This window comes from Dysgonomonas termitidis (assembly GCF_042654545.1).
In the GTDB taxonomy this organism is placed as follows: Bacteria; Bacteroidota; Bacteroidia; order Bacteroidales; family Dysgonomonadaceae; genus Dysgonomonas; species Dysgonomonas termitidis.
In genome coordinates this window covers 1-26,040 of record NZ_JBHSGN010000016.1, presented here as the reverse complement: position 1 = coordinate 26,040, position 26,040 = coordinate 1, and the positions used below count along the sequence as shown (strand labels likewise).

Annotated in this window: 11 protein-coding genes; 1 reads left to right on the top strand and 10 read right to left on the bottom strand. The window is 40.0% G+C overall.

Going from position 1 to position 26,040, the window contains the following annotated elements; translation table 11 throughout:
* Positions 1-64: 64 nt before the first annotated feature.
* From ACFO6W_RS02870 to ACFO6W_RS02860, 3 genes are all read right to left on the bottom strand, one after another.
* The gene (locus tag ACFO6W_RS02870) at positions 65-2,128 is read right to left on the bottom strand and encodes a RagB/SusD family nutrient uptake outer membrane protein (RefSeq protein WP_379993818.1); all 2,064 of its coding nucleotides are present in this window, start codon (positions 2,126-2,128) and stop codon (positions 65-67) included.
* A 10-nt stretch (positions 2,129-2,138) separates the two neighbouring features.
* Positions 2,139-5,345 (bottom strand): SusC/RagA family TonB-linked outer membrane protein, encoded by a 3,207-nt coding sequence (locus tag ACFO6W_RS02865; protein WP_379993817.1) that lies wholly within the window; start codon positions 5,343-5,345, stop codon positions 2,139-2,141.
* A gap of 429 nt (positions 5,346-5,774) precedes the next feature.
* On the bottom strand, positions 5,775-7,343 hold the full coding sequence (locus ACFO6W_RS02860) for a glycoside hydrolase family 43 protein (RefSeq protein WP_379993816.1): 1,569 nt from the start codon (positions 7,341-7,343) through the stop codon (positions 5,775-5,777).
* A 327-nt stretch (positions 7,344-7,670) separates the two neighbouring features.
* On the opposite strand from ACFO6W_RS02860, the gene ACFO6W_RS02855 reads away from it, so the two are divergent.
* Entirely contained in the window at positions 7,671-12,053 is a 4,383-nt protein-coding gene (locus tag ACFO6W_RS02855) for a hybrid sensor histidine kinase/response regulator transcription factor (protein WP_379993815.1), read from the top strand.
* Between the two features lie 918 nt (positions 12,054-12,971).
* Here the strand turns inward: ACFO6W_RS02855 and ACFO6W_RS02850 are convergent.
* The 7 genes from ACFO6W_RS02850 to ACFO6W_RS02820 form a co-directional block, all read right to left on the bottom strand.
* Complete coding sequence (locus tag ACFO6W_RS02850; RefSeq protein WP_379993814.1) at positions 12,972-15,296, bottom strand: glycoside hydrolase family 3 N-terminal domain-containing protein; 2,325 nt, start codon at positions 15,294-15,296, stop codon at positions 12,972-12,974.
* A gap of 363 nt (positions 15,297-15,659) precedes the next feature.
* Positions 15,660-18,368, bottom strand: a complete 2,709-nt coding sequence (locus ACFO6W_RS02845) for a GH116 family glycosyl-hydrolase (protein ID WP_379993813.1) — start codon at positions 18,366-18,368, stop codon at positions 15,660-15,662.
* 235 nt (positions 18,369-18,603) lie between these two features.
* On the bottom strand, positions 18,604-20,418 hold the full coding sequence (locus tag ACFO6W_RS02840) for a RagB/SusD family nutrient uptake outer membrane protein (protein WP_379993812.1): 1,815 nt from the start codon (positions 20,416-20,418) through the stop codon (positions 18,604-18,606).
* 11 nt (positions 20,419-20,429) lie between these two features.
* Positions 20,430-23,831, bottom strand: coding sequence for a TonB-dependent receptor (locus tag ACFO6W_RS02835; protein ID WP_379993811.1), 3,402 nt, complete (start codon positions 23,829-23,831; stop codon positions 20,430-20,432).
* Positions 23,832-24,074: 243 nt separating this feature from the next.
* The gene (locus ACFO6W_RS02830; RefSeq protein ID WP_379993810.1) at positions 24,075-25,049 is read right to left on the bottom strand and encodes a FecR family protein; all 975 of its coding nucleotides are present in this window, start codon (positions 25,047-25,049) and stop codon (positions 24,075-24,077) included.
* A 65-nt stretch (positions 25,050-25,114) separates the two neighbouring features.
* Positions 25,115-25,663, bottom strand: coding sequence for an RNA polymerase sigma factor (locus ACFO6W_RS02825; RefSeq protein ID WP_379993809.1), 549 nt, complete (start codon positions 25,661-25,663; stop codon positions 25,115-25,117).
* A 194-nt stretch (positions 25,664-25,857) separates the two neighbouring features.
* Positions 25,858-26,040 (bottom strand): tyrosine-type recombinase/integrase (locus ACFO6W_RS02820; RefSeq protein ID WP_379993733.1); only part of this gene is annotated, 183 nt, incomplete at its 5' end.

Sequence of the window (26,040 nt, the reverse complement as noted above, 5' to 3'; positions counted from 1 at the left end):
ACATATAGCTTATTTTTTCTACTCAGCCATCGCTTCCGATTTTAAACATAGGAACTTATTATTTTTATTCGTAATCGAAACCGTAAGAATTGGACAGGTAGCCGTTAGATTCGTATATATCTTCATAATAGATAGCATACAGGTGACGATAATTACAGGTTTTGTTACCTGTATTGTAATTGGCATAAGCTTCGCTGATCTTAGCACCGTATTTCAGCTTGGAGAAAAGAGTGCTATAATTATAAGAGGATCTTAATCCTGAAGCGCAAATCAATACTTTTACCGAGTTATTTACCAAGGTTGTTTCACTACCTTCCGTTAAATTCCAATAGTTAGCAGGAAACCATTTTACAGTAGTATAAAGGCTCTCATTCGGATTGGCTGCTAAATTTCTGTAAAAGTTCACGCTGGAGAGGTCTATAAATTCATTATTACTGTCATACCTGAAATAAAGATTTTGAGGGAAATCCGACGGTTGGTATACCTTGTCAAATATCTTAACAGGGTGCCCCCCGTCCATTAACAACAGCATGGCTTCCTTCATTTCTTCAATCTTTTGATCGAGCAATCCCCAGCGAACCAAATCCAATTTACGGATGCCTTCCCCTCCAAATTCCCAAGCACGCTCGTTCACTATAGCCTGGAAGAAATCCGGATTGATATTTGCTGCACTGGCAGAACCGGTACCAAAAGCCCTTTCGCGAACTTTAACCAGTGCCTGGCGGGCGCTCATTCCAGCTACAGGATTAACTGACTCCGGATCCGACAACGCGTTACGGGCTTCGGCAAACATCAGGTAAACATCCGGATAACGCATAATAATCCAGTTGATACCCGTCGGTACACGCGCTGTAGCCGTCAAGGCGATAGACTTGTAAGCATTGCTTGTCCAAAAAAAGTCCCATTTACCCAGCCGGACGGACATGATATCATTCTTCATCGATTCCATGTTGACGTTATTCGTTTTTCCGTAGTTAGGCCAGTAACAGGCATAATCGCGACGTAAATCGTCAGGATTAAAAGAATAAAAATAATACGCATTGGTACTCACATAAGTACCGCCAAAACCGCGTGATCCATAGCCGAGACCTCCGTCTATGCCGCGTCCCATCAGCGTGCCTATATCACCGCTATATCCTACGCCGTTGGCTACTTCGAATAGATTTTCGTTGGAAGAGTTATATCCTAGGCCGCAAACAGTTTTCCATATATTACCATAATCAGGGTCTAACCGATGTGGATTTTCGGCACTTCCTATCATTTCGGCGCACTGTTGCTCAGCAATTTCATAAAAGTCCCGCCAATTTTTAGGGCGTCCTATATAATAACCATTCACTTCGGCCATACCCGGATTATTTTCGGTATTAGGATAATGTTCCACATTAGCATCGGAAAAATTGTTACCGTCACGAAGCGACCAACCTCCGGCGAAAAGGGCAATACGCGCCAATAAGCCTTTGGCGAAACCTTTTGTAACACGTTCACAATTGAAATCCGCGTTTTCTCCAAGCCATGGTAAATATTCGATAGCTTCCTGCATGTTTTTAATAATAGCAGTATAAACACTGTCTCTGTCACTTTTACCCAGATATACATTCGAAAGGTCGGAACTCGACATACCATCCTTATATGGGATGTCTCCCCAACGGCGTACCAGTTCAAAATAACCTAACGAACGCAATACCAGAGCTTCACCCAGATAAGGCTTCATTTTATCAGGATTACTTTTTAGCATTTCCGAATTACGGATACCATCTACAGCGGCACTTGCCAATTCTGTCAACTTAAATATCTCATTCCAACGCACGGTTTGGTTGTACCAGTCGCACCAATAATTGGCTGCACCCGTATCACTCGTTTTATCAGTATTTGTCTGGGACGGATAACCACTTGCCAGTTCTATATCGGAAACGCCTTGCCAGTTCACAGACATTTTTTGTCCGTAAACCAAAGTAGTAGACAGTTGCGAATATACACCCATAATGGCGGACCGCACCATTCCTTCGTTCTCAAAGACATTCTGGCTGCTTTGTATCGATGGTGATTTTGTGTCCAGAAAATCATCCGTACAGGCATTTAACAGGAATGTACTTAATATCAATAAATATATTAATCTGTTCTTTTTCATAATTTAATTTCTAAAATGTTACATTAATTCCGAAAATACATGTACGTGATTTGGGATAGGCAGAATAGTCTATACCGGGAGAAAGATTGCTACCAGATGTACTGACCTCAGGATCTTGTCCGCTATATGAAGTCAGGCAAAATACATTATTTACCGTACCATACAGGCGTAAATTCTCAACAGCGAATCTCCGGGTAATTTTTTTCGGCAAAGTATAACCGAACGTCAGGTTACCGAGACGCAGGAATGAACCGTCTTCGACTGCCCAGTCAGTCATCACGGTCGCATTTGTCATCGGATGCCAGTAACTTGCATTCGTGTTCAACTGTTGCAGTAATCCAGGATTAGCGTAATCTCCGGAGTAAATGTTACGTCCTGTTGCAGGGTCAATAAACGTGAACCGGTTTGCCAGATTCATTTCGGTTGTCATGTTCTGATAGCGTTTCGACCCTGCATAACTATTGTAGTCAACCTTGCTTGCATTCAATATATCATTTCCATACGACCAGTTGAACATGGCAACCAGGTCAAAGCCTTTCCACCCTGCTGTGAAGCTGAATCCTCCGGTATGTTTCGGCTGTGCGCGGCCTACAATCTTCCGGTCGTTATCGGCATCGATTTTCCCGTCGCCATTCAGGTCTTTCAATTTCATATGTCCCGGTCCGTAATAATTACCGGCTCTGGTCAATACTCCCTGGCAATCGACAACACCTTCCTTTATAACCCATTTTCTACCCACTTCGTCAAAAGTAAAGTCATCGAAAGAATACATGCCGTCGGATACATATCCATACATCAGGCCAACTTCTTCCCCGACTACAACCCGGTAATTGTCACGTCCGATTTCCAGAGCATTGGTACCGCTTATGATCATCTGATCTTTTTCTTTCCCGTATAAGGCATCTACCCTGTTTTTATTAAAGGAGATATTGAAGTTCATATCCAGAAAGAAATCCTTCTGGCTGATTAAAGTCCCGTTCAAAGTAATCTCAAGTCCTTTATTCGTTGTTTGTCCCAGATTCTGGTATTGAGTTTCATAACCCGAGTTAGACGGTAAATCCACCTGCATAATCAGGTCTTTAGTAACATCTTTATAATAATCGACTGTCAGGCCGATACGATTATCCAAGAATCCGAAGTCAAGCCCCAGGTTTGTAGAGTATTTCGTTTCCCAGGATAGGTTTTCGTTGCGCAATTCTTTACCCGGTTGCAGGGAACTTTGTCCAACCTCATTTACATAATACAGGTTTTTGGTGTTTGTTACCGCATTGTAGGTCTGGCGCCAGTATGAACCAACCCGGGCATTACCGGCCAAACCATAACTGGCACGTATCTTCATATTTGGCATCCAGTTTTGCGTTACTTGCATAAAATCTTCTTCTGATACACGCCATGCTATCGATCCGGCAGGGAACACGCCCCATTTGTTTCCGGGTGCAAATACGTTCGTGCCATCGGCACGTAGTGTAAATGTAGCGTAATAGCGGTCGTTGTAGATGTAATTGGCACGTCCGAAGTACGACTTCGTACGGCTTGGTTCTTCAATGGTCGTATAGGTAGGTTCCGCTTTCCCATTGTTCCACATAGCCAAAATATTTTCAGCTGTGTAGTCGTGAGGGAAATAATCTGAATTGATCACCATCCTGTTTTTTACTGAATGATTATACTCTATTGCCGCCATCGCATCAAAATAATGCTCTTTTATTTTGTTGTTGTAACTTAATATACCGCGGGCAGTCCAATTATTACCATCCCAATATGTACGGTAAGCAACCGGTTGCCCGGCTTTTTGATTGGCTTCACCCGTATTCTTTAAATAGATCTGGTCGGTACGGTCGTTTAAGAAGCCATAAATACCTTCCGCACGAAGGGATAAGCCCTTAAGTATATTCCATGTTAATGCCGCATTATATGAATTGCTGAATTTGATTTGTTTTTTATACTCATTTACCACATTGAAATATGGGTCGTTCAGGTTGCTTATATTCTCCGAATTATAACCGTTTTCAGCGTCATCCAATGATATACTGGTCTGCGTATTTACCGGAGCGAATTTTACTGCGTCCCGCAATTTACCTCCCGAAGATACGCTGGCTCCGTCGATAACCCTTCTTGACATCTTGGGATTAAACTCAAGCCTCAAATATTTGCCGAAAGTTTTGTCTATTTTTATATTGAGATTATCGCGCTTGTATTCTGATGTTTTCATGATATAACTCTCATCATCACGCGTATAGCTAATACTGTATGACAGCGACTGGTCTCCTCCACTTATACTTAAATTGTAATTTTGTTTTACACCGGTTTCCCCATACAATTTTTTTTGCCAGTTGGTTCCTTGTCTCGATTTGTAAATGTCTATATCTTCCCAACGTCCGTAATACTTGAAGAAATTGGCGTTATCGGCCAAGTCCAATTCCCTTTGCAAATAAACGTATTCATAAGGGGAAAGTACAGGGGTTTCATTATACATATCACTAAAGCCGACAGAAGCGTTCATCCGCACAGTTGTTTTCCCTGCCCTACCGCTCTTGGTTGTAATAAGTATAACTCCGTTAGCCCCTTTAGCTCCATAGATAGCTGTAGAAGATGCATCTTTCAGCACATGCATGCTTTCGATATCCCCGGGCGGAACATCATCGATATTACTTACCTGAAATCCGTCGACAATAAATAACGGAGAATTATCCTGCGAAATGGAACCGCCTCCACGTACACGAACATTGATAGCAGCATCGGGCGAACCCTCTGTCGTAATAACACTCACACCCGCCAAACGTCCGGTAATAGCACTTGCCGCGGATGTAACAGGAATATTCTTCAACACGTTTTCTCCGACTGAAGAGACAGCTCCCGTCAAATCTTTTTTCCTTACCGCCCCGTAACCGATAACCACCACCTCATCTAATTGGGCGTTATCTTCCTCCATTACGATATCAACGATAGGGCCAGAGATCGCAACTTCTTTCTCTTTCATCCCTATGTACTTTGCTATAAGAGCATTGCTACCGGAAGGTACACTAATAGAGTACTTACCGTTCATGTCAGTTATCGTACCGGTTGTTGCTCCTTTGGCAATAATTGAAACTCCGATGAGAGTTTCTCCTTTACTGTCTGTAACAGTACCTGTTACTGCCCTCTGTTGTGCATAAACATTAACACTCAAGAAGAACAAAGCAACAATACACAGACTAATTAGTTTGTTCGATTTTTGCATAATTCATAGTTTAGAGATTCTTTTTACACAAATAATAAATATTTATCATGCAATATTAGATTTTAATAATTTTAGCAAAGGGTAAAATTTGGCTTTTCAGTAGGGTTAAATTGGATTTTTCAAATCTCCTCAATAAGTAAATACATTGATTATAAATATATTATATATCATATCTGTTTTTTAACATTAAACTTAATGAACTGAGGGTAGTAAATAATTGAAATCGCACTTTATACTTAAATGAGCACCCATGCTAAATTAGTTTATGCTATTAAATCCCCAAAAGTCTGATAAACAGGAGAACTGCTAAACAATAATAATATATACTAATTAAAATGACGTACTTATTAAATATAAAAAAGTGTGGATATTGACCAATTATCCACACCTGACTAACTTAACTCAAAAATATAAAATTACCATGCAAAATCATTTACTTATTCTGAGCCAGTCTATATCGACTCTGCCGCCGTCGTTACCTTTGAGGGGACGGGAACAAAAAGTACCGATCTTGGCGCCGATCCACCTGCCTTCTTTTGCCATGAATCTGTTTCCCAACGGGGTATATTTCTTATCGTCCGTACTATAACTGAAACTACAGCTTGCATCAGGATTTACTTTAACCCTTAGATATACTGTCGCATCTTTTAGTGGTACGGAAGCGTTTATTTTTTCCATCCCTCCTTTGTCGGCTTTCTGGCATTCCACTTGCGATAAGGTAAAACCGGTTTCAGTATTCTCGAACGATAACAAAGCATAATCCAATCCCATTACTATTAATCCGGTACGCTCACCCGTAAATCTCAGGTCCGGTTTCAGCGCCAGTTTTATTGTTGCGGTAAAATTAGGTGCGGGAATCTTTTGTAACAGCAGATTGGGTACATCCCACAAGCTTTGGTAATTATCAGGGTTGGGTACCGAATAGAGGCTCAGGTATCCTTTCTCCTGATTAGTGAAATACCACCACGATTCAGGATTGGCATGCCATTGCCACTGCAATCCCAGACTGTTGGTATTGAATTCATCACTTTCGGCAGGGGTGGCTATAGGATAAGTTTTACCCACATTCGGTTTTTTATCTGTCAAAACAGGATTTCCACATCCGTCACCGTCTTTATCTTCACCGATAACAGGCCAATCGTTCTTCCAAACCATCGGCTGAAGGTGGGTAATACGTCCGAATGCTCCTACATCCTGAAAATGCAGGAACCAGTCTTCACCTGTAGGAATATCTACCCATGCTCCCTGATGAGGGCCGTTAACCTCTGTCTTGCCTTGGTCCATCACTACTTTACGCTCATAGGGGCCGAATATATCTTTCGAACGCATAGCCAGTTGCCAACCTGTGGCAACACCTCCCGCGGGAGCAAAAATATAATAATAGCCGTTCCTTTTATAAAACTTAGGCCCCTCAATGGTAGGGTCAATATCGTGCCCGTCATATATTATTTTAGATTCACCCTCAGCTTTCTTCCCATCGGGTGTAAGGCGTGTAACAGCCAACAGGCTTTTAATTCCCGCACGGCTTCCGGCATACCCGTGTGTCAGATATACATCGCCATTATCATCGAAAAGCGGGCAGGCATCAATCAGTCCCTTACCTTCTTTGACCAGTACAAGAGGTTCCCATTCCCTGCAGGGATCTTTGGTTTTTGTCATGAAGATTCCTAAATCGGGGTCTCCGTAATAGATATAGAATTCTCCTTTATGGTAACGGATAGAGGGAGCCCATACATTGCCTCCATGATTTACACCATCTCCGAAGATAGCGTTTTCGGGCATTCTGCCGATGGCATGTCCGACAATAGTCCAGTTTACCAGATCTTTCGAATGCAGGATAGGCAGTCCCGGGATACAGTTGAAACTGGAAGCTGTCATATAGAAATCGTCACCCACACGGCAGACATCCGGATCGGAATAATCGGCATACAAAACAGGATTCTTATACTCGCCATTCCCTAAATCTGAAACCCAAGCTTTAGAGACTTCGTTTACCATATTTTGAGAGCACAAGCTAAATGACAATATACAAAATATACTCAATAAGATTCTCTTTTTTTTCATAGTTTTTAATGGTTATTTAATAATGATTATCTTGTTACAATAATAAAACAATATTTCCGGTTTCATATCGAATATTTGGCATTTTGTAGGTGTTAAATTGGAACCGATAAAACAATACACGACTCACAAGATGCTGATTGCTATCGTAAAACAAAAATAACCATACAAAATATTAAACATAAATTCTTCTTAATGAACTATGATTATTGTTATAACAAAGTTATATTTGCTATAGCATTTGGGTTTAACTTGACTTATATCATGAATTATCACATTATCGCCTTATTAGTCCTGTCTCTTCCGTTATATAACTCTGTTTCAGGACAACCAAAATGTCATATAGAGCATTATGGATTATTGGAAGGTTTGCCTCAACGTTCCGTGATGAGCATCATACAGGATAAGAAAGGATTTATGTGGTTTGCGACATGGGATGGGCTATGCAAATTTGACGGATATAATTTCACCACTTACAAATCTTCTCGGGAAGATAGTATCTTTATGAGGAGTAATCGCATTGATAAAATTGTCGAAGCTCTTTCCGGTTATATTTGGGTACATACTTATAACAAAGAAATTTATTGCTTTGATCCGCATAAGGAGAAATATATAGCATCATTCAATATCAAAGATGAGCCATTTTCCGCATCTGAAATATTAATAATGCCATCAGGCAGAGTATGGCTAACCTCGGAAGATATGGGGGCAATCTGTGTACTTGACATAACCAATACTTATAAAATATATTCTATTGCAAATCAAAGCCTGCCAAGTAACAATGTAAGAGCCATATATGAAGATAGCGACAATTGTTCCTGGGTACTAACAGATCAGGGGATAGTCAGATTCAAGGAACCGGAGAAAGAAGACGCGGCATATAAAACTTTCTACTCTTCCGACAAAGAACACGGCGGAAGAATGTCGTTTTTTTCAGCGTACGAAACGGATAATGAAGTATGGTTTGGAGCCGACAAAGGACGTATCGTGTGTTACAACAAAAAAAGTAAAAAGTTTGATATATTCAATACAAACGTCAAATCCGATATCATTTCCATTAAAAATATTTATGATAACCTGCTGATAATACTAAGTTCAGAAGATGGTTTTTTCATTTGTGACAAAAACAAAACAACACTCAACAAGTTTGATAAATCAACATCGGCAGAATTGCCCTCCAATAATATGAAATCTTGCTTCATTGACAGCAATAATAATATATGGATCGAAACGGATTCTCCCGGAATTGCAAGGTTCAATATAATAACCAGCCGATTGAGATACTATGTTCCTGCTGTATCAGTAATAGGCGATTATTTATTTCCTCCCCGCTTTGTTATGGAAGAAGATAAAAGCGGACGTATATGGGTACATCCCAGAGGTGGAGGTCTTTCTTATTATGATAAAACCGTTGACAAATTATTACCTTTTTATAATGCCCCCTTATCTCCCGAATGGAAGTTTTCGCATATGCTTCACGATCTGTGCATAGACCGGCAGGGTAATATGTGGATAAGCACCCGTACCGATGGGGTGGAAAAGATAAGTTTCGACAGTGAAATATTCAGAAAGTCGGATTTTACAGAGAAACCCAACTCATTAAATTACGAGATAAGAGCTCTTTTTGAAGATAAAAACAATAATATCTGGCTGGGAAGTAAGGAAAACATGATACTTGTATATGATTCGAAAAAGAAATTCAAAGGGTATTTAACCACTGATGGAAATATTTCGAAAACAGCTACCCCGTTAAAGGTTATGGCATATACATTTACCCAAGATATCAAAGGTAATATCTGGATTGGAACCAAAGGAAACGGATTATATTTTCTCGAAAAAAGGAAGGACAAAGATAATTCATACCATATCAAGAATTACAAGAATAATCCTTCTGATATTTACAGCCTAAGTAACAATAATGTTTATTCCGTACATGAAGACGATAAAGGATATATCTGGGTTGGAACTTACGGTGGTGGAATCAATCTTTTCGATAAGAATAGCGGACAGTTTATCAACAGTCACAATCTTTTGAAGAACTACCCGATGAATACAGGTTATCAGGTACGGGCAATCAATAGCTTGAGTAATATTTTTTATGTGGGTACAACATTAGGGCTAGTCGTTTTCTCTGTCAACTATGAAAGACCGGAATCCATGAATTACAAAGTTTATGCAAAAACATACAAAGAAAAAAACGGATTGAGGGCCAATGATATTTTCAAGATATATATTACCCAAGACAAAAAAGTATACATCCCCACTCAAGGAGGAGGATTAAGCCTCGTTAGTGAATCTGATACGAAAGGATTTCCGTCTCAATTCAAGACGTATGATACAAGTAACGGACTTCCTTTCGATATTGTATTATCCGTAATAGAAGACAAACATAATAGACTCTGGATCGTTGGAGAAGGTAATCTTTCAAGATTTGATCCTCAACAAGGACAGGTCGAACAATTCAGGGATGTTGCCAGAATCATTGAGAATCATTTTTTTTCTGAAGCTTCGCCGTTGTTCATAAAAAAAGGAGAAATCATTTTAGGTTACACTAAAGGTACGTTGTCATTTGATCCCGAAAATATAAGAAAAGACGAATATAAACCCTATATTGCTTTCACCAAATTCAAAGTGTCAGGGAAAGATTATACACTGAATGCGGAATTAGACGATATACAGAAAATAGCCTTAAGTCACAGGGAAAATACATTCAGCCTTGAATATGCAGCTTTAGATTTCGCCAATCCACCCAGTATTTCATATACATATAAAATGGAAGGGTTGGAAAATGAATGGATATATAATCAAAACCAACGTTTGGTCAATTATACGAATGTTCCCCCCGGAGAATATACTTTCAGGGTAAAATCAACAAACAGCAACGGGGAATGGACCGACAATGAACGTATACTCAAAATTGTTATTAGACCCTCTTTCTGGCAAACACAATGGATGTATCTATTATATATCATTTTATCTATTATTGTGATCTTCGTAATATTCCGCAGCCTGTTCGTATTCTACAGGATGAGAGACAAAGTAAAACTGGAACAGGAGCAAACTGAAATGAAAACCCGTTTCTACACGGACATATCACACGAAATACGTACTCCGCTTACACTGATAGTCTCACCGATAGAAGATATTATCGAGAATAATAAAGTATTGCCGGATGCCGAGCCTCAACTTCAATTGGTACTTAAAAATGCAAACAGGATGCTGAACATGGTAAATCAAATACTAGACTTTAGAAAAATCCAAAAGCAAAAATTACAAATAAAAGAGGTCGCTTTTGGCGAATATATTTCCGATTTATGCAGTAATTTCAGAAAGACGGCAGAAAGTAAAGGCATTTCACTGGTTGTCAACAATCAGATCGGATCAGAAAAAATATGGGTCGATACGGACAGTATCGAGAAACTTGTTTATAATCTGGTGTCTAACGCCATCAAATATACGGCAGTCGAAAAAAAAATAGAAGTCAGTATTTTCCAAAAAGATAAAATGTTTGCTTTTCAGGTCAAAGATGAAGGTAAGGGTATGACCAAGGAGATACAAAATAAATTATTTACACGTTTTACCTCTTTCAATACGGACAAAAGTAAACCCAGCACAGGCATAGGCCTTTCCATAGTTAAGGAAGTCGCGGATAAGCATCATGCAAGAATAATTGTTGAAAGTGATGTTGACAAAGGATCCACGTTTACTGTTTTGTTCCAACCGGGTTTAAATCAATTCTTAAATGATGAAAATATTGAAATAATCAACTCACACATAGGCAATACCAGACAAGACAAACTCGTTGCTTTTGCATTGGACGAAGCAGGGAATCCATCCAACCGTGAATCTATAAAAGAAGAAAACCTGTTATCTATATTGATCGTAGAAGATGATGCTGACTTAAGAAGTTTTATTAAATCTATCTTGTCTCCATACTACATCCTGTATGAAGCGGAAAATGGAAGGGAGGGATATGAACTAACGGTAAAATATATGCCTGACTTCATATTAAGCGATATTATGATGCCGGAAATGGACGGGATAGAGTTTCTGCAAAAAATACGTAACAGCAAAGAAACCAGTCATATTCCTTTTATATTACTTACAGCAAAGACAAGCCTGGATGATAAATTGGAAGGAACGGCACAAGGTGCTGACGATTATATCACAAAACCGTTCAATGTAAAGCTATTAAAGTCCAAAATCGAGAATATTATTAAACAAAGAAAACGATTATCCGATTACCTGACCCAAAATACTCCAGAAAACGATTTATGTAAAGACGAAAACGAAGAAATAAAATCATGGATTACTCCTCGGGACGAACAATTCTTAAAAGATATTACCACCGTGATAGATAAGAATATCGATAACAGTGAACTAACCATAGACGATTTGGTTTCCGAAACCAATTTAAGCCGAAAAGTTTTCTATAATAAGGTAAAAGGCCTGACTGGATTGGCTCCGGTGGAGTTCATACGGGAAATCAGAATAAAAAGAGCTGCTTTATTGTTAAAGACAGGGGAATATATGATAAAAGAAGTCGCTTATATGGTTGGCTTTTCCGATATCAAATATTTTTCCAAATGTTTCAAACATATTTATGGAATGACTCCAAGTCAATATGGCGAAATCCAAAATCAATAATTATGACTTGAGCATATAATAATAGTCAGGTGTGTGGTACAAGGCAGTTAAAAACAGCAAGCAACATTATGAGTAGTCCTCCACAAAGGAAGTATAATGATAATCGGTTTGAGCGAATTTGGAATAAAACATACTACAATATTTTGGTGTTCAGCTAATCCCGTTTTTTTCGACATTGTAAGTTTTTGTTCATCTGGGTTCGTCGCTATATAATGATGTTTATATATGACATTCGGGCTATTGCCCGCATATCCGGCAACCTAGATAGGATGGAAACCATCATCCATAGGTTTGTTGTCCACATCTAGAATAGTGTATACATTATATAGATAACTGTAACCCTAGCTCCAGAAATGGATATCATCTAATTTTCCCTGTGCTGATGTGAGGCCGGTTTTGACAATATGACTTTCCATGTCTTCAATTTCTACCTCAAAGTGAAATTTTTTGTTGGTAACGTATTCGTTTTTACTTCCGATTCGGCGTGTATGGTTGTACTCTTTTTTGAAACATTTATTTCATGGGCATAAAATTCTTTATCTTACTATCGGGAACTGTGATATCCTCAACGTTGTACAACCATACGGTATTAATATTATCTCTTTTTCCGGTTCATCTTTCCATTGGCTTATTGAGAAGGGTAAAGAATCTGCCATTTCATTATACAATCCCTAGCTAGGAATAGCTTTGGCTTTAACTTTCAATTCTATAGGAGCATTTTCAAAATTCCACAAAAACTTACTTTTAATTTTTTCTTCATTAATAGTCACTCTGAATACTTCGTTTGCTATGTTTTTATCGAATTTAATAATTCCTATTGGTTATATAGTGCAGGGTAAAAGATTTACATTAATTTGTCCAGTGACTCAAACAGCATACTGGTATCAATGTATTTCCATAATAGTCCGCAAACCTGATTTAAGGCATAGAAACAAACTCTACAGTATCTTTACATTTGATATCTTCGGCTGATTTACCAAACATAAATTCAAATTCTCCGTGCTCAGTTACAAATTGCATTTGCGAGTTCCATAACCCCAGGTCTTTATATGACAGGTTGAAAGAAACCCGCTTACTCTCTCCCGGATTTAAATCTATTTTTTCAAACCGTTTGAGTGTTATCACAGGAGTGGTTACTGTACTTACCTTATCGTTTATATAAAACTGTACCACTTCTTTTCCTCTGCGTTTCCCTGTATTCGTTATATTTACAGAGACTTGGATATCTTCCTTACCGAACTTTTTCTTCGATACCTGCATATCCGAATATTCGAATGTTGTATATGACAGTCCGAATCCAAAAGGAAATAATGGGTCCGGAGAAGAGAAAACATAGTCCCGTCCGGGTTTTTCCGGTGTTCCGGGCTCTCTGTTTATACCCTTTGCGGATGGCTTGTAGTCATAAAATACGGGGATATGTCCCACTGACTGGGGGAAAGTGGCATTGAGCCTCCCTGAAGGATTTACATTACCAAAAAGGATGTCGGCTATAGCATTTCCACCCTGTTCTCCGGGATACCATCCTTCCAGTATTGCCGGAATGTTCTCCTTTTCCCATTTTATACTCCATGGCCTGCCATGTACAAGAACAAGTATTATAGGTTTGCCTGTTTCTTTCAGTGCTTGTAACAATTCACGTTGCACTCCGATTGGATTAATATCTGTCAGGTCATATCCTTCGCCGGTAGTAAAAGGGTCCTGAATTTCTCCTTCCCCCGGGCCTTTACCCCAACCTAATCCTGAAAGGATGACACTGGTTTCCCCAAGTACAGTAACAATAACATCGCTTTCTTGTGCAGCTTTTATCGCTTCCCGGAATCCGTCTTTGCTAAGGTCGGTAATTCCACAACCTTTAGCATAATTAATCTTTATCTTTTCACCTACAGTCTTCTTTATACCTTCCAATATGGTTACTCCCGATTTATTATCCCGCGTATAACTATAGTCTCCGTACTGGACCTGATCTGCATTCGGGCCTACAACAGCTATGCTTTTCAGAGTGGATTTATTCAGTGGTAAAAGATTATTTTCATTTTGGAGCAATATTACGGACTCTTCTGCAATCTGACGTGCTAAAGCTACATGTTCGGAGGTATGAACATTTTTCTGCACGTTTTTTATGTCAGCATAAGGTTTTTCAAACAATCCTGCTTTGAACTTAGCTGCCAATATGCGAGAGACAGCCATATCTATCAGTTTTTCTGACACTTTACCATCTTTGACCAATTGTACAAGATGAGGATATACATGCGGACGTGCTGCCTCCAGATCTACTCCCGCCTCTACAGCCCGCATTGCTGCCTCCGGCCTGTCCTTAGCTATATTATGGAAATTATACAGATGTGAAACGCTTCCATAATCTGAAAATACATATCCTTCAAATCCCCACTCGTCGCGTAATACTTTATTAAGCAGGAAATCATTTGCATGGGCAGGTACACCGTCTACTTCATTATAGGATGGCATTACCGAATATACATTTGCATCTTTTACTACCATTTCGAAAGGAGTGAAATGTAACGTCCTCAATTCTCTTTCGCCCATCGATGCCGGAGCCAGATTTATACCTGCCCACGGAACACTGTATCCTGCAAAATGCTTGGCTGTACACATAAGCTTTCCTACCGGAATACCGGTTCTTGTCTGTTCTGGTTTTCCTTGCATCCCTGTCACAAAAGCCGAACCCATCACACCAACGAGATAAGGATCTTCAGCATAGCATTCTTCATTTCTCCCGTATCGGGGATCTCTTATCAGGTCGAACAATGGAGAAAGAGCCTGATCTATTCCGGCAGACGAAGCTTCGATAGCAATAGTGGCAGCCATTTTTTCGATTAGTTGGGGATTCCATGTACTACCCTGGGCTATTGCCTGCGGATAAATTGTAGCTCCATAGGCAAGTACGCCATGCAGGCATTCTGCTATTTGAATCGGAGGAATTCCCAAACGCGTATTTTCCCTTGCATGTTTTTTTGCTTTGGCAGATAAGGTTGCTACATGTTCCAATTCTTCAAAAGGACTTTCGCAGATGCCATACACAGCCTGTGTTTTATCGAAATTGCCGATTCCCGTCATAGACATCTGTTCTACCTTCTCTTCGAGAGTCATGCATTGGAGTAAATCTTTTACCCGTTCTTCCACAGGTACCTTCGGGTCTTTGTATACCTGAGCCTGTACCTCCATTCCAAGAACGAAGACAATTACCATTCCAAACAATACGCTGAGTAAATCTTTTCTATTCATACAGATTTGTTATTTTTTATTGAAAATCTTTTTTCAGTTAGCAGCCAACAACTGTGGCAAACACATGAAGATAGGCAGGTGTAATCATTAACGAAATTCGTATTTATTGACTATATAGTGTTAAAATCTGACATATCTGACACCTTTTCGATATTTTTATGCTACCACTTTTTCTTCTAGGAACTCCGTGTAACTCCTTTTACTCTGTGGTGAAAAAGTCTCTCGCAAAGTCGCAAAAGGTAACACATGTAACACTATTTACACATTTTCTTATTGTTACTTTTTCCACTCTTATTTTTATGCTAACTGTTGGCTGTTGACTGAAATGAGTATAGATAATTATATAAAAATTTCATTATCCAATTACTTCACCGTTATAAAGTCTACCTGATCTGCCTGGGGTAAAATAGCCTTATCTGTATTAATACGGACAATCCTTTCCCAATACGGAGATAAATCTAAAACGTTACCCTCTTTGACGGAAAATTCCGGTATTTCTACAATCTGCCTGTTACCGGTGCTCTCTCCGTTGGGTTCCGATACTATTCTGGATAATGTCACATTATTATTGCCATATGTTTTGATAATTTCCAAAGACAGCTTTTTTGTTTTTGGTTCTATTGTCAATGTTGCCCAGAAAGTAGGGTAAAAGAGCGGTAAAACAACTTTATCTTTGCCATTTATTACCGGAGCCAGTCTCAGTTCCCTATCGGGAATATTCAATCCCGCTCCTGCCAGTACATCGGTCGAAAACCATGTAACGGGAGCTGTCATATAAGATAATTCCGCCGGATTCCATAAATTCTGACACCATGTCCACCCTTTACGCAAATGTACCAGTTGTATGTGTTTCATAATTTCTAATGCATCGGCACAATATCCGGCCTGAAACGCCGGATATCCGGTGTAACTTTCAAGGTAGAACGGCCAGCATTGCGAACCTCTGTTGTCTATTCCCTTATTTTGATTTATATCCCATACCTTATTCGCATAGTAGTCAGGTGTTTTTGATAATGATATTTTGAACTGGGATATGAGGGATGCTTTTACCATATCCATTGGAATAATATCTCCCCACCCACAATAACGACTAACAAACTGCCCTCCTAATTGTCCCGTAAACAAAATATTGTCGAGCCTGCCGGAACCATCTATCTCGCATCCGTAAGAAAAGAAACGGCCATTCCAAAGGACGCGCATCATGTCTTTCTGAGTGCGTATAAATTGCCCGTTATATTCTTTTTCCTTAATGATATCCCCAACAGCTTTTGATATTACTGCAGCAGCTTTTAATGTAGCAAGATAAATACCTGCACCATAACTGTACACAGGAGGATGGGTAAAGTCATCATAGGTAGTGGGACCTATGGGAATTTCAAGATTAGCAGGCATCAGGGATTTCAAGAAATCCATACCATCGTGTACACGCCCGGTATGTTGGCGGAGATATTTTATATCACCTGTTTGCTGATAGTCTTTAGCTAACTGAATAATCCAGCCGCCCGTATTATCTGTCATCCAGCTGTCTTCTGTAGGTACACGCCCACCGACAGTCCCCATGCCGATATAATAATGCCCTACAAAATGAGGTATATTTCCTTTCGACTGTTGAGCATCGGCAAAAATATCCATTTCGGAACGGTCGAGTTGTGTGAAAAACTTTTGATAGAAAGGATGCGATGATATACGCTGGTCCATAGTACCGGCCAGTCCTCCCATTCCGCCTTCGTTAACGGTCATGTCACCCTTCTTATTCAGAATCATATTGGTATAAATGACATACGCGCTATTTATTAACTTAAATTTATACCAATCCGGCATTGTGCTGTTCAGCACAGGTTGTTGCCATTCACTTGTTTTCTCCAGAAGATAACTTCTTTTCTGATAAGCATAATCAACCAGAGAGGTCAGATCATTGAAATAATTATGGAAATACCGCCCGTAATCGCTGCCGCCTACCCAGTAATATTCAGGCATATCATTTTTTCTGTCTATTTTTATCTCAGGGTAGTACCATGCCAAAATGAAGCGTAAGGTTTTCTTCTCTCCTTTCTTTATTTTTGTTTTCAATGCTATAGCGCTACCGCCATCCTGCTTATGCGGAGTACTTAGGAACGATATATCCCGATCCGCATTCCCGAACAGGCCATTATCTTTAAAGCCTTTCCATGCCTGAGCACCGCTTGCTATGTCATAAGCAGGTAATACAGACAGTTGCATATCATCTCTTTTTTCTGCCAAAAGGACAACTTCATTGACATAATTCTGAAAATTAGCACGGATTGGTTCTAAAGGTTTAGCCGCAAATTGGCGGATACCCGACAGCCTGCCGCAGTCCCATTTTTCGGTGAATGTCTGCTCCGGGGCACGATCGGGCCAGGCTTCTCCATTACACAGGCGGTCCCTGCCGTGGCTGAATATTTGTCCGTCCATACCTTCTATGCTTTCCGGCTCTTTTATACCTCTGCCGATGAAATCTTCCCATGAAAATGCAACTGCTACTTCGCCGTCTTTTTCCGACTGTAACTCTACATCGAAGAAAACGACAGGCAGGGAGGAATTCTTTACATCGTGTGGTATCAGGGACGAATAGGCATGTATTTTTATATCAATACCTTTCACCGAATTGCCGAAGTTCATTTCCGCCTGTGGAAACAATCCCTTATAGTAGATTTCCTGTACGGGTGAAATGCCATATTGCGGATTCGGGTCGTTTACTAACATATGGGCATCACTTTTCACTCCATCATTATACCATACCGAGAAAAAGGATGCTTTACTTTTCTTTATAGGTAAATGAATATTATTCATACCTATACGGGCAAAACGTCCGTCGGGGGCGAATTGTACATTGCCGGCTCCAATCCCGCCAAGAGGGACTCCACTATTGCCCGGATGATTTTTCAGATTGAGATAATCAAATTCGGTTTTTCCGCCGAGCATTCCCAGCGATGGCATAAATCTTTTATTGGCATTCCCTGCTCCGTAATTATCGGTTTGTGCCGACAGGGATACTACTGCCGCACATACCCAGATAAAACAAAACAAATGTTTTATTATAATATTCATCATCTATATTTTAATATTGAAAGGTCTCAGGCCTTCCTGTTTTTGGTAAGTGATATTAACAATCAGTTATTATTCTGAAGTATATCATTAATAATTATTATTACCTGATATATCTCCCCCGGGATTAGAATTCCTCACATCATTGACATTGGAGAAATCATTAATCCGGTCGACCAGCATAACCATTTTACCCCGGGGGTGATATGTTTTTGATCAGGGTCTAAACTTAAACAGTTTCTTAATATCCCGGATTCTGTATAATCTTGCTATTCGCTGTTCTTACAGAATACGGTATAGGGCATAAATACATCTTTTGCGTGAACACATGCGGATGGCTTGTCAGAGGGAGACGTTCGTACACCCATTTTCCCGAGTTGTCATCTTTCGTATTGTAAATTTTCATTCCGTGCAGCTCCTTGTTTAATATATCAAATGCAATTCTCCAACGTACAAGATCGTAAAAACGTTTATTCTCGAAGCACAGTTCCACACGCCTTTCCCTATGTATAACGTCACGCATTTTATCCTTATTAAGCGTTTTTCCTCCATATGAGGTTTCAAGTGTAGGTAATCCCCTTGTGGTACGTAATTCATTAATTACCTCGTATACTTCGTCCGGACCATACGCTTCATTTTGTGCTTCTGCGTAGTTCAACAATACTTCTGCGTAACGGAAAAATACATAATTGATGCCATAGCCCGAACCTGTAGGCTCCCAGTCAGGGTCCATACGTTTTTTGAAATAATAACCTGTGCGTGTAACATCGGATTGCCCGAGTTCTATCTGATTCTTAGACGGGTTTACCTTATCTATTCTGGTGTAAATAATATCTTCCGTTTCCATCCAGTTCATCTTGTACGGAGCACCATCGTATACAATGAAGTCATAAAAACGTTGCTCTCTGTCTTTGTAAGGATTTTCAGGATCATATCCTGAATTAGGGTCATTTATCGGCAGCCCGTTTGCCATGCAGAATTCATCGACAAGTTCCTGTGTAGGGCAGAAATTTCCCCATGTATAGTATTTCCCCAGTATATATGTCGGGCCACCTTTTTGTGCGAAGTCTGTACTCAGGCCGCTGATATTACGCTCCAACTGGCGATCCCAGATAACTTCCGGATTGTATTCAGTAGCTTCGCTCCAGAATTTACTCATATCCGGGAACAGTTCATAAGTTCCTTTATACAGAGTCATAAACTGCTTGTTGGTAGCAGCCGCTTTCTGCCAGCGTTTAATATCGTAATTGCCAAATCCGACCAGTTTCACTTGTTCCGGTGTAGCGCCCGTTCCTTCCGCAGCTACAGGTATTTCGGCATTGAAACCCGGACTTGCCGCATACAGGTCTACCCATCCTTTCAGGGCTAAGGCGGCTCCCAGTGTAGCCCTTCCGGCATTGGCATCCCCCTTGCTGTATTTCACATCGAGATGACCATTGGATACAATCTCTCCCAACTCGTCGCTTATGAAATTATAGGTCTCTTCGAATGAGTTTCTTTTGCGATATAATTGCTCTTCTGTCATAGTATTGCGGTCAAGTGTTTCGGTAAGTATGATCAAACCGCCTAAATGTTGCCACAGACCGGCATAGAAATATGCCCTAAGAAAACGTACCTCGTCGACACGCTTATTTATCCACCCCTGAGAGAAGTTTCCTTTGTGAGACTCTACCTGCTCAAGGAATTCATTGCACTTACGGATACGTTCATATACAGATTTCCAGTTCATAAAGTCGTTGGCTGTTCCATCTTGTTGCATCGGATAACCGTTGCGAACCTCAGGCGTGGCTATACCTTGCTTCCATTGCCATGAAGCCCAGTACGGCCCACCATTATTATCATCGGTAAAACTATCGAGAGGGTCCGGAGTGCTTGGTTTATTCAGCGTACTGTATATACCATTGAGGTATACATCTGCATTTTTTTCACTTGCCCATTGAGTCGGTTCTGTCAATGTATTCCGTGATTCCGTATCGAGGAAATCGCTGCAGGAATACATGAGTACTGACAGAGATATTACAATGAAATATGATATATAATAGCGTATATTATTCATAATATTGGTTTTTAAAATGTTATATTTAAACCGATTGTATATGTCTTCTGCAAAGGATATCCCTCTTCCCTGGACTGGTAATTGGCTTCCGGGTCAATGAAATCGAGATTGCTGAATGTAAGCAGATTGGTGCCGGATGCATATACACGCAGCGCGTTTATACCTACCTTGCGGGTCAGTAGCTGAGGTAACGTATAGCCTATAACGATGTTTTTCAGGCGCAGATAATTCGTATTGCGCATCCAGAAAGAACTTGAGTAAGGTCCGAATCCGTTATCATATTCCGAATTAGTCGTATTGTTTTTATACGGGGCTTGTGTAATCCTCGGATATTTTGCATCCTGACGTTCGGGAGTCCAGTAATTGTCGAAATATTCATAAGATACGTTTGTATTGTTCAAACGGAAAGGTAAGGTCTGATATCCCTGTATATTCATACTCGCTTGAGCCGCACCCTGAAAGAACAGGCTTACATCGAGCCCTTTCCAATCGGCAGCAAGGGTAAATCCGTATGTAATACGCGGATAAGGCGCATAACCTACAACTGTTTCGTCCCAGGCATCAATTTTTCCGTCAGGCGCACCGTCAGGACCACTGATGTCTTTGTATCTGACATCGCCGGGATGTAATTCTGCTCCGAACTGGCTTACATTATAGCCGTCGGCAGCATCGATGATTCCATCTCCGTTCTTGTCATCAGCCGTCGAGAACAGACCATCCGCGATATATCCGAAAGGCGTGTTCCTCGGCCGGCCGGTACGACGTCTGTAAGGGCTGTTGTACTTATCGAGTGATTCGTATGTCTGATCCATTCTATTCTTAGCATAACTGAAGTTTCCATCCAGATGCAGGTTCAAACCGTTAGACAGTGAGTAGTTTCCTCCCAGCTGGAATTCAAAACCGCGGTTAGTCATTACTCCTGCGTTTTCCTGTGCAAGACCCAGGCCATATTCTACAGGTACATTTATATTAGGAGACAGTAACATACCCGACCGTTTCTGATGGAACACATTGGCTTCGAATGTTAACATTCCTTTGAAGAGGGAGGCATCGATACCGATATTCGTATTTTTCGCTTTTTCCCATGTGATGTCGGGGTTCGCTTCTTTGCCCATTCTGGAGCCCTGTACTATTTTGTTGCCAAACATGTAGGAGTTGCCAAACAGTTCGTATGCAGATAAATATTCAAACGCATTTCCTGCCAGGTTTCCGGATTCTCCCCACGATGCTCTTAATTTGAGGCTATGCAGCCAGTCTGACTTATCTTTCAGGAAACTTTCTTCCGATATTCTCCAACCGGCAGAGAATGCAGGGAAAAATGCCCATCGTTTACCCGGAGCAAAATAAGAATGCCCATCGTATCTACCTGAAGCTTCAAGCATATATTTTCCGTCATAGGCGTATGTCATACGGTAAACGAGTCCGGCTTGTGTGACATGCGAACTTGAGCCTCCGTTATCAAAATCCATTTTATCGGAGCTACCCATATCCAGTTCGTCTATGTCGACCTGATAACCTTTTCGGTAAGCACTTATCCATTTATATTTTGTATCTCTGGCTTCTAATACGGCAAGTGCAGTTATATCGTGTTTGCCGAATGTACGTGCATAATTCAAGTGTGCCTGAGCCGATATCTTTTCATTGCGGTTGTCTGAGTGCCCCAGTGATGTCATTTCTTCTCCGTTTACTGTTTTTGTATATGTATACGGATTGGTATTTGTATCGATCAGGTAATAGTAATTCGGCTTACTCCAGTTCTTGTAATATTCAAAATTGGGGTCGTAGCTGAATACACCTTTTGCACTCAGTCCTTTTATAAAAGGTAGTTCTTGTTCAAGCGACATGGACAGTAATAAGGTGTTATTATTTATTTTGTTATATGAACCGCTTTTCAGTTCGCCGATAGGACTACTACCTCCTGATTCTCCCCAAAGGCCATTGCTATAGTACAGGCTGCGTATAGGCATATACATGACGGGCATAGGCGCAGGATCTGAATTTCTTTTCTCTACCGACCCATTGAAGGAAAGGGATACTTTGGTATATTGTAAGGCCTGGATATCGAACTTTCCGTTTATGCTGTATCGTTTGTAGTAAATGTTGTCATACATCCCCTGTTGGTCAAAGTATCCTAAGCCTACATAATAACGTGTCTGGGCATTACCTCCATTCAACTGTAAATTATAGCTTTGGATAGGTGTATATAAATTAACCATTTCATCATAGAAATTGCTGTCCGGATATCTGTCCGGATCCTCAGCATGTAATTTCCCGTAATTGCTTATCATATCCCGGTTGAAAGGCAGTGCTCCCCCTTCCGGTATTTTGCCTTTATTATCGTTGAGGTAGGCTTCGTTCCGCAAGGTCATATAATCTGCCGCATTCAACATTTTTGGGCGCACGGTAGGAGTCTGCCATCCGTAATAAGCGTCGAGTGTAAGCGTCGGCTTGCCTTCCTTTCCGCTTTTGGTAGTGATGAGTATTACCCCGTTTGCACCTCCTAATCCATATGGAGCAATGGCAGTCGCATCTTTCAAAACACTGACAGATTCTATGTCATTCATATTTATCTGATTCATATTATCGCGAATCACTCCATCAATAACTATCAGCGGATTTATATTCCCTGTACTGCCTATACCACGGATGTAGATTGTAGGATTGTCTTCTCCTGGTTTTCCGCTGCCTGGGCGCATACTTACACCGGATATACGTCCGGCCATTGTATTTGAAATATTAGCTGCCGTCGACTTATTCAATTCATCACCTTTGATGTTCGCAATAGCTCCGGTCATGGTTGCTTTTTTCTGCACGCCATAGGCTACGACAACCACTTCCTGCAAATCCTGGGTTATTTCTTTGAGTACAATATTGAGATTGATTGCCCGGGTAACTGTTATTTCCTGTTTTATGAAACCAAGGAAAGATATGCTCAAAATATCACCCGGGTCAACATCCAGGGAAAACTTTCCTTCGATATCTGTAATTGTACCGATTGTCTGGCCCTTAACAGATACAGATACTCCGGTCAATGGTTCTCCTTTTTCATCGGTAACCTGTCCGGTTACTTTAATTTTATTATTAACAACAGCATTGTTATCGGATGCAGGCTTTGTTACTCTGGATATAGTAATGTGCCTGTTATCTATAGTATAGACCAGATTTGTATTCTTAAGTGCCTGCCCAAGAATTTCATTTATGTTCCCTCCTTTAACATTTACTTTTGCCTTAATTCCTGCCACATCACTGTCTTTGTAGTTGAAAAGGAATTCACTTTTCCGTTCTATGTCTTTAAATATCTCTGTTAGTGAGACTTCTTCTGTAGCGAGTGAAATTTTTGTTGATTGAGCATAAGTATTGATTGCTTGCATTTGGAAAACACATACGAATAAAAGAAATGATGTGATTCTCATAATACGCAGTATTTTTATTAATTCTTCTTTGGCAGAAGTTTTACTGATACATATATTTTTCATATATTTGTAAATAAATTGGTTACAAACTCACGGCGTCTATTTGCGGTAGTGTCATGAGTTAAGACTAATTTTAAATAATGATGTAAAACCGGCTGCTCCTCCAAGATTGGCCGGTTTTCTTTTTCTTTCGGGATTATTCCATAGGCAGATTATTTTATAGTATTAGATAGATTTTATTAGTTATTTGCTAATGACATAGTCGTTGTCATTCGTTTTTTTCCATTTGAACTGTATGTTGTTTTTCATGATATCAAGTATTTGCTCTATGTTGAGATTGGCATCGAATGCCCCTGTCATTTTCTCATTGCGGAGCTGTTCACTATTTATTTCTATTGATATATTATAATGCTTCTCTAATATTTTTGTTACCTCACTAAAAGATAAAGACTTGTACCTTATAAGATTTTCTCTCCAGGCTATGACCGTTTCCATATCGGCATTATTTACATTTATCTTGCTGTTAGCTTTGGTATATACCAGTTCCTGGTTAGGATTCAGAAGGATATTCTGGTTTGGAGATTCGAAACGTATCGAGCCTTCCAGTAATACTGCCGATGTAAACGTTTCTTCGGGCCTGTTCCTTACATTGAAAGTTGTGCCGAGTACTTTTATCTTTGTCCCGTTCAGATCTACTATAAACGGCTTACCGGTATCTTTTGTAACTTCAAAAAATGCTTCACCTTCAAGGCTGACATATCTGTCATTCTCTCCGAAGGAATTATTATATGTCAATGTACTGTTCTTATTTAGTAGTATACCTGTGCCGTCCGGTAAACTGATCTGTGACACAGCATTGCCGGAAATATATGAGTAGTTGTGTATAACCTGAGCTTCCCTTAAAAAACCGAGATAGATAAACATCCCTATAAATACGGCCGCTACAGCTACCGCTGCATATCTGAGACTAATTTTCCCCGGGGAATGCCCGGGTTCTGTATCTTTTATTTTCAAAGATAAATCATCATAGACTTTGTTATAATCGACATCGCATACCGAAGAAACATCAGCACTCCAATATTCTTTTATTTGCATGAATATTTTCTCATTCTCCTGATCTTCTCTCAACCAGTCGGAGATCAAAAGAATGTCATTCGTAGAGGCTTCTCCCGTCAGATAGTTTATTACAAGTTGTTCTATTTCGTTATTCTGCCACATAAAAATATCTTATATATATTAAGTAACAGAAATAATGAAATACCCCTAATCAGGTACCGAATTTTTTATCTCAGATTAAGTTCCTTCAATTTTTCCCTGATTTTTTTGATTGCCGATGTAAGATGTATTTCCAGCGTCTTTACGGATATACCAAGATGCTCAGCTGCATCCTTATATTTCATTTTATCTTCTTTTACCAACTTAAAGGCCAGTTTACATTTGGCTGGGAGTTCTTCTATCGCAGAGTTTAATTCTTCTATAATTTCCCGTGAAATGTATTCTTCTTCAGCAGTCGTCTTCGTAAAGCTAAACAAGTCTATAGGTACGTCATCGAGGTTTATAGTCGTTATTTTTTGTTCACGGATGTAGTTTAGTGACTTATATTTTGCTATCGAGTAAATGTAAGAATTGAAATTTGTTACTTGCGGTAATAACTTCCTCTTTTCCCATATTGTAAAGAATACATCGGATAAAATCTCTTCTGTCACTTCTTTCGAATTGATATATATCAAAATATACCTTGAAATCTTTTCCCGGTAAGCAAGGTAGATTAGCTTCAAGGCACCCTCAGAATCATTATCAGCGAGATCTTCCAGCAGGGATTTTATATTCATTCTTATAGTAATAGTCGGTTAGACAAGGTTACACGCAAGGCTTGTTATAAATAACTCACTTCCTATTCAGATGTAGCATGCGCAAAACATTGGGAACATCTTTCTTCTGCAAATATAGAATTTTTATTAAGATGATAAATAAGGTTCTTTATTTATAATGCTTTCTGAAATTAATGAGGTGAAAGCCCTGTTCCCTAATCCGTCAGCCCGTCCAGCTTACTGACTGCTTCCCGCTTGTTCTTATCTATCACTTTGGCATATATCTGTGTCGTCTTCATATCGGCATGTCCCAATAGCTTGCTCACTGTCTCGATAGGAACGCCCAGGGACAGCAAAAGGGTAGCGTTTGTGTGCCTGGCGACATGGAAGGTCACGCG

What these genes read in the sequence shown, in the direction of transcription:
- ACFO6W_RS02860 (WP_379993816.1), bottom strand. Translation starts at nt 7,343, where the DNA reads ATGGTAAACGAAGTCTCTAAAGCTTGGGTTTCAGATTTAGGGAATGGC.
- ACFO6W_RS02825 (WP_379993809.1), bottom strand. Translation starts at nt 25,663, where the DNA reads ATGAATATAAAATCCCTGCTGGAAGATCTCGCTGATAATGATTCTGAG.
- ACFO6W_RS02850 (WP_379993814.1), bottom strand. Translation starts at nt 15,296, where the DNA reads ATGAATAGAAAAGATTTACTCAGCGTATTGTTTGGAATGGTAATTGTC.
- ACFO6W_RS02830 (WP_379993810.1), bottom strand. Translation starts at nt 25,049, where the DNA reads ATGTGGCAGAATAACGAAATAGAACAACTTGTAATAAACTATCTGACG.
- ACFO6W_RS02865 (WP_379993817.1), bottom strand. Translation starts at nt 5,345, where the DNA reads ATGCAAAAATCGAACAAACTAATTAGTCTGTGTATTGTTGCTTTGTTC.
- ACFO6W_RS02870 (WP_379993818.1), bottom strand. Translation starts at nt 2,128, where the DNA reads ATGAAAAAGAACAGATTAATATATTTATTGATATTAAGTACATTCCTG.
- ACFO6W_RS02840 (WP_379993812.1), bottom strand. Translation starts at nt 20,418, where the DNA reads ATGAATAATATACGCTATTATATATCATATTTCATTGTAATATCTCTG.
- ACFO6W_RS02835 (WP_379993811.1), bottom strand. Translation starts at nt 23,831, where the DNA reads ATGAGAATCACATCATTTCTTTTATTCGTATGTGTTTTCCAAATGCAA.
- ACFO6W_RS02845 (WP_379993813.1), bottom strand. Translation starts at nt 18,368, where the DNA reads ATGATGAATATTATAATAAAACATTTGTTTTGTTTTATCTGGGTATGT.
- ACFO6W_RS02855 (WP_379993815.1), top strand. Translation starts at nt 7,671, where the DNA reads ATGAATTATCACATTATCGCCTTATTAGTCCTGTCTCTTCCGTTATAT.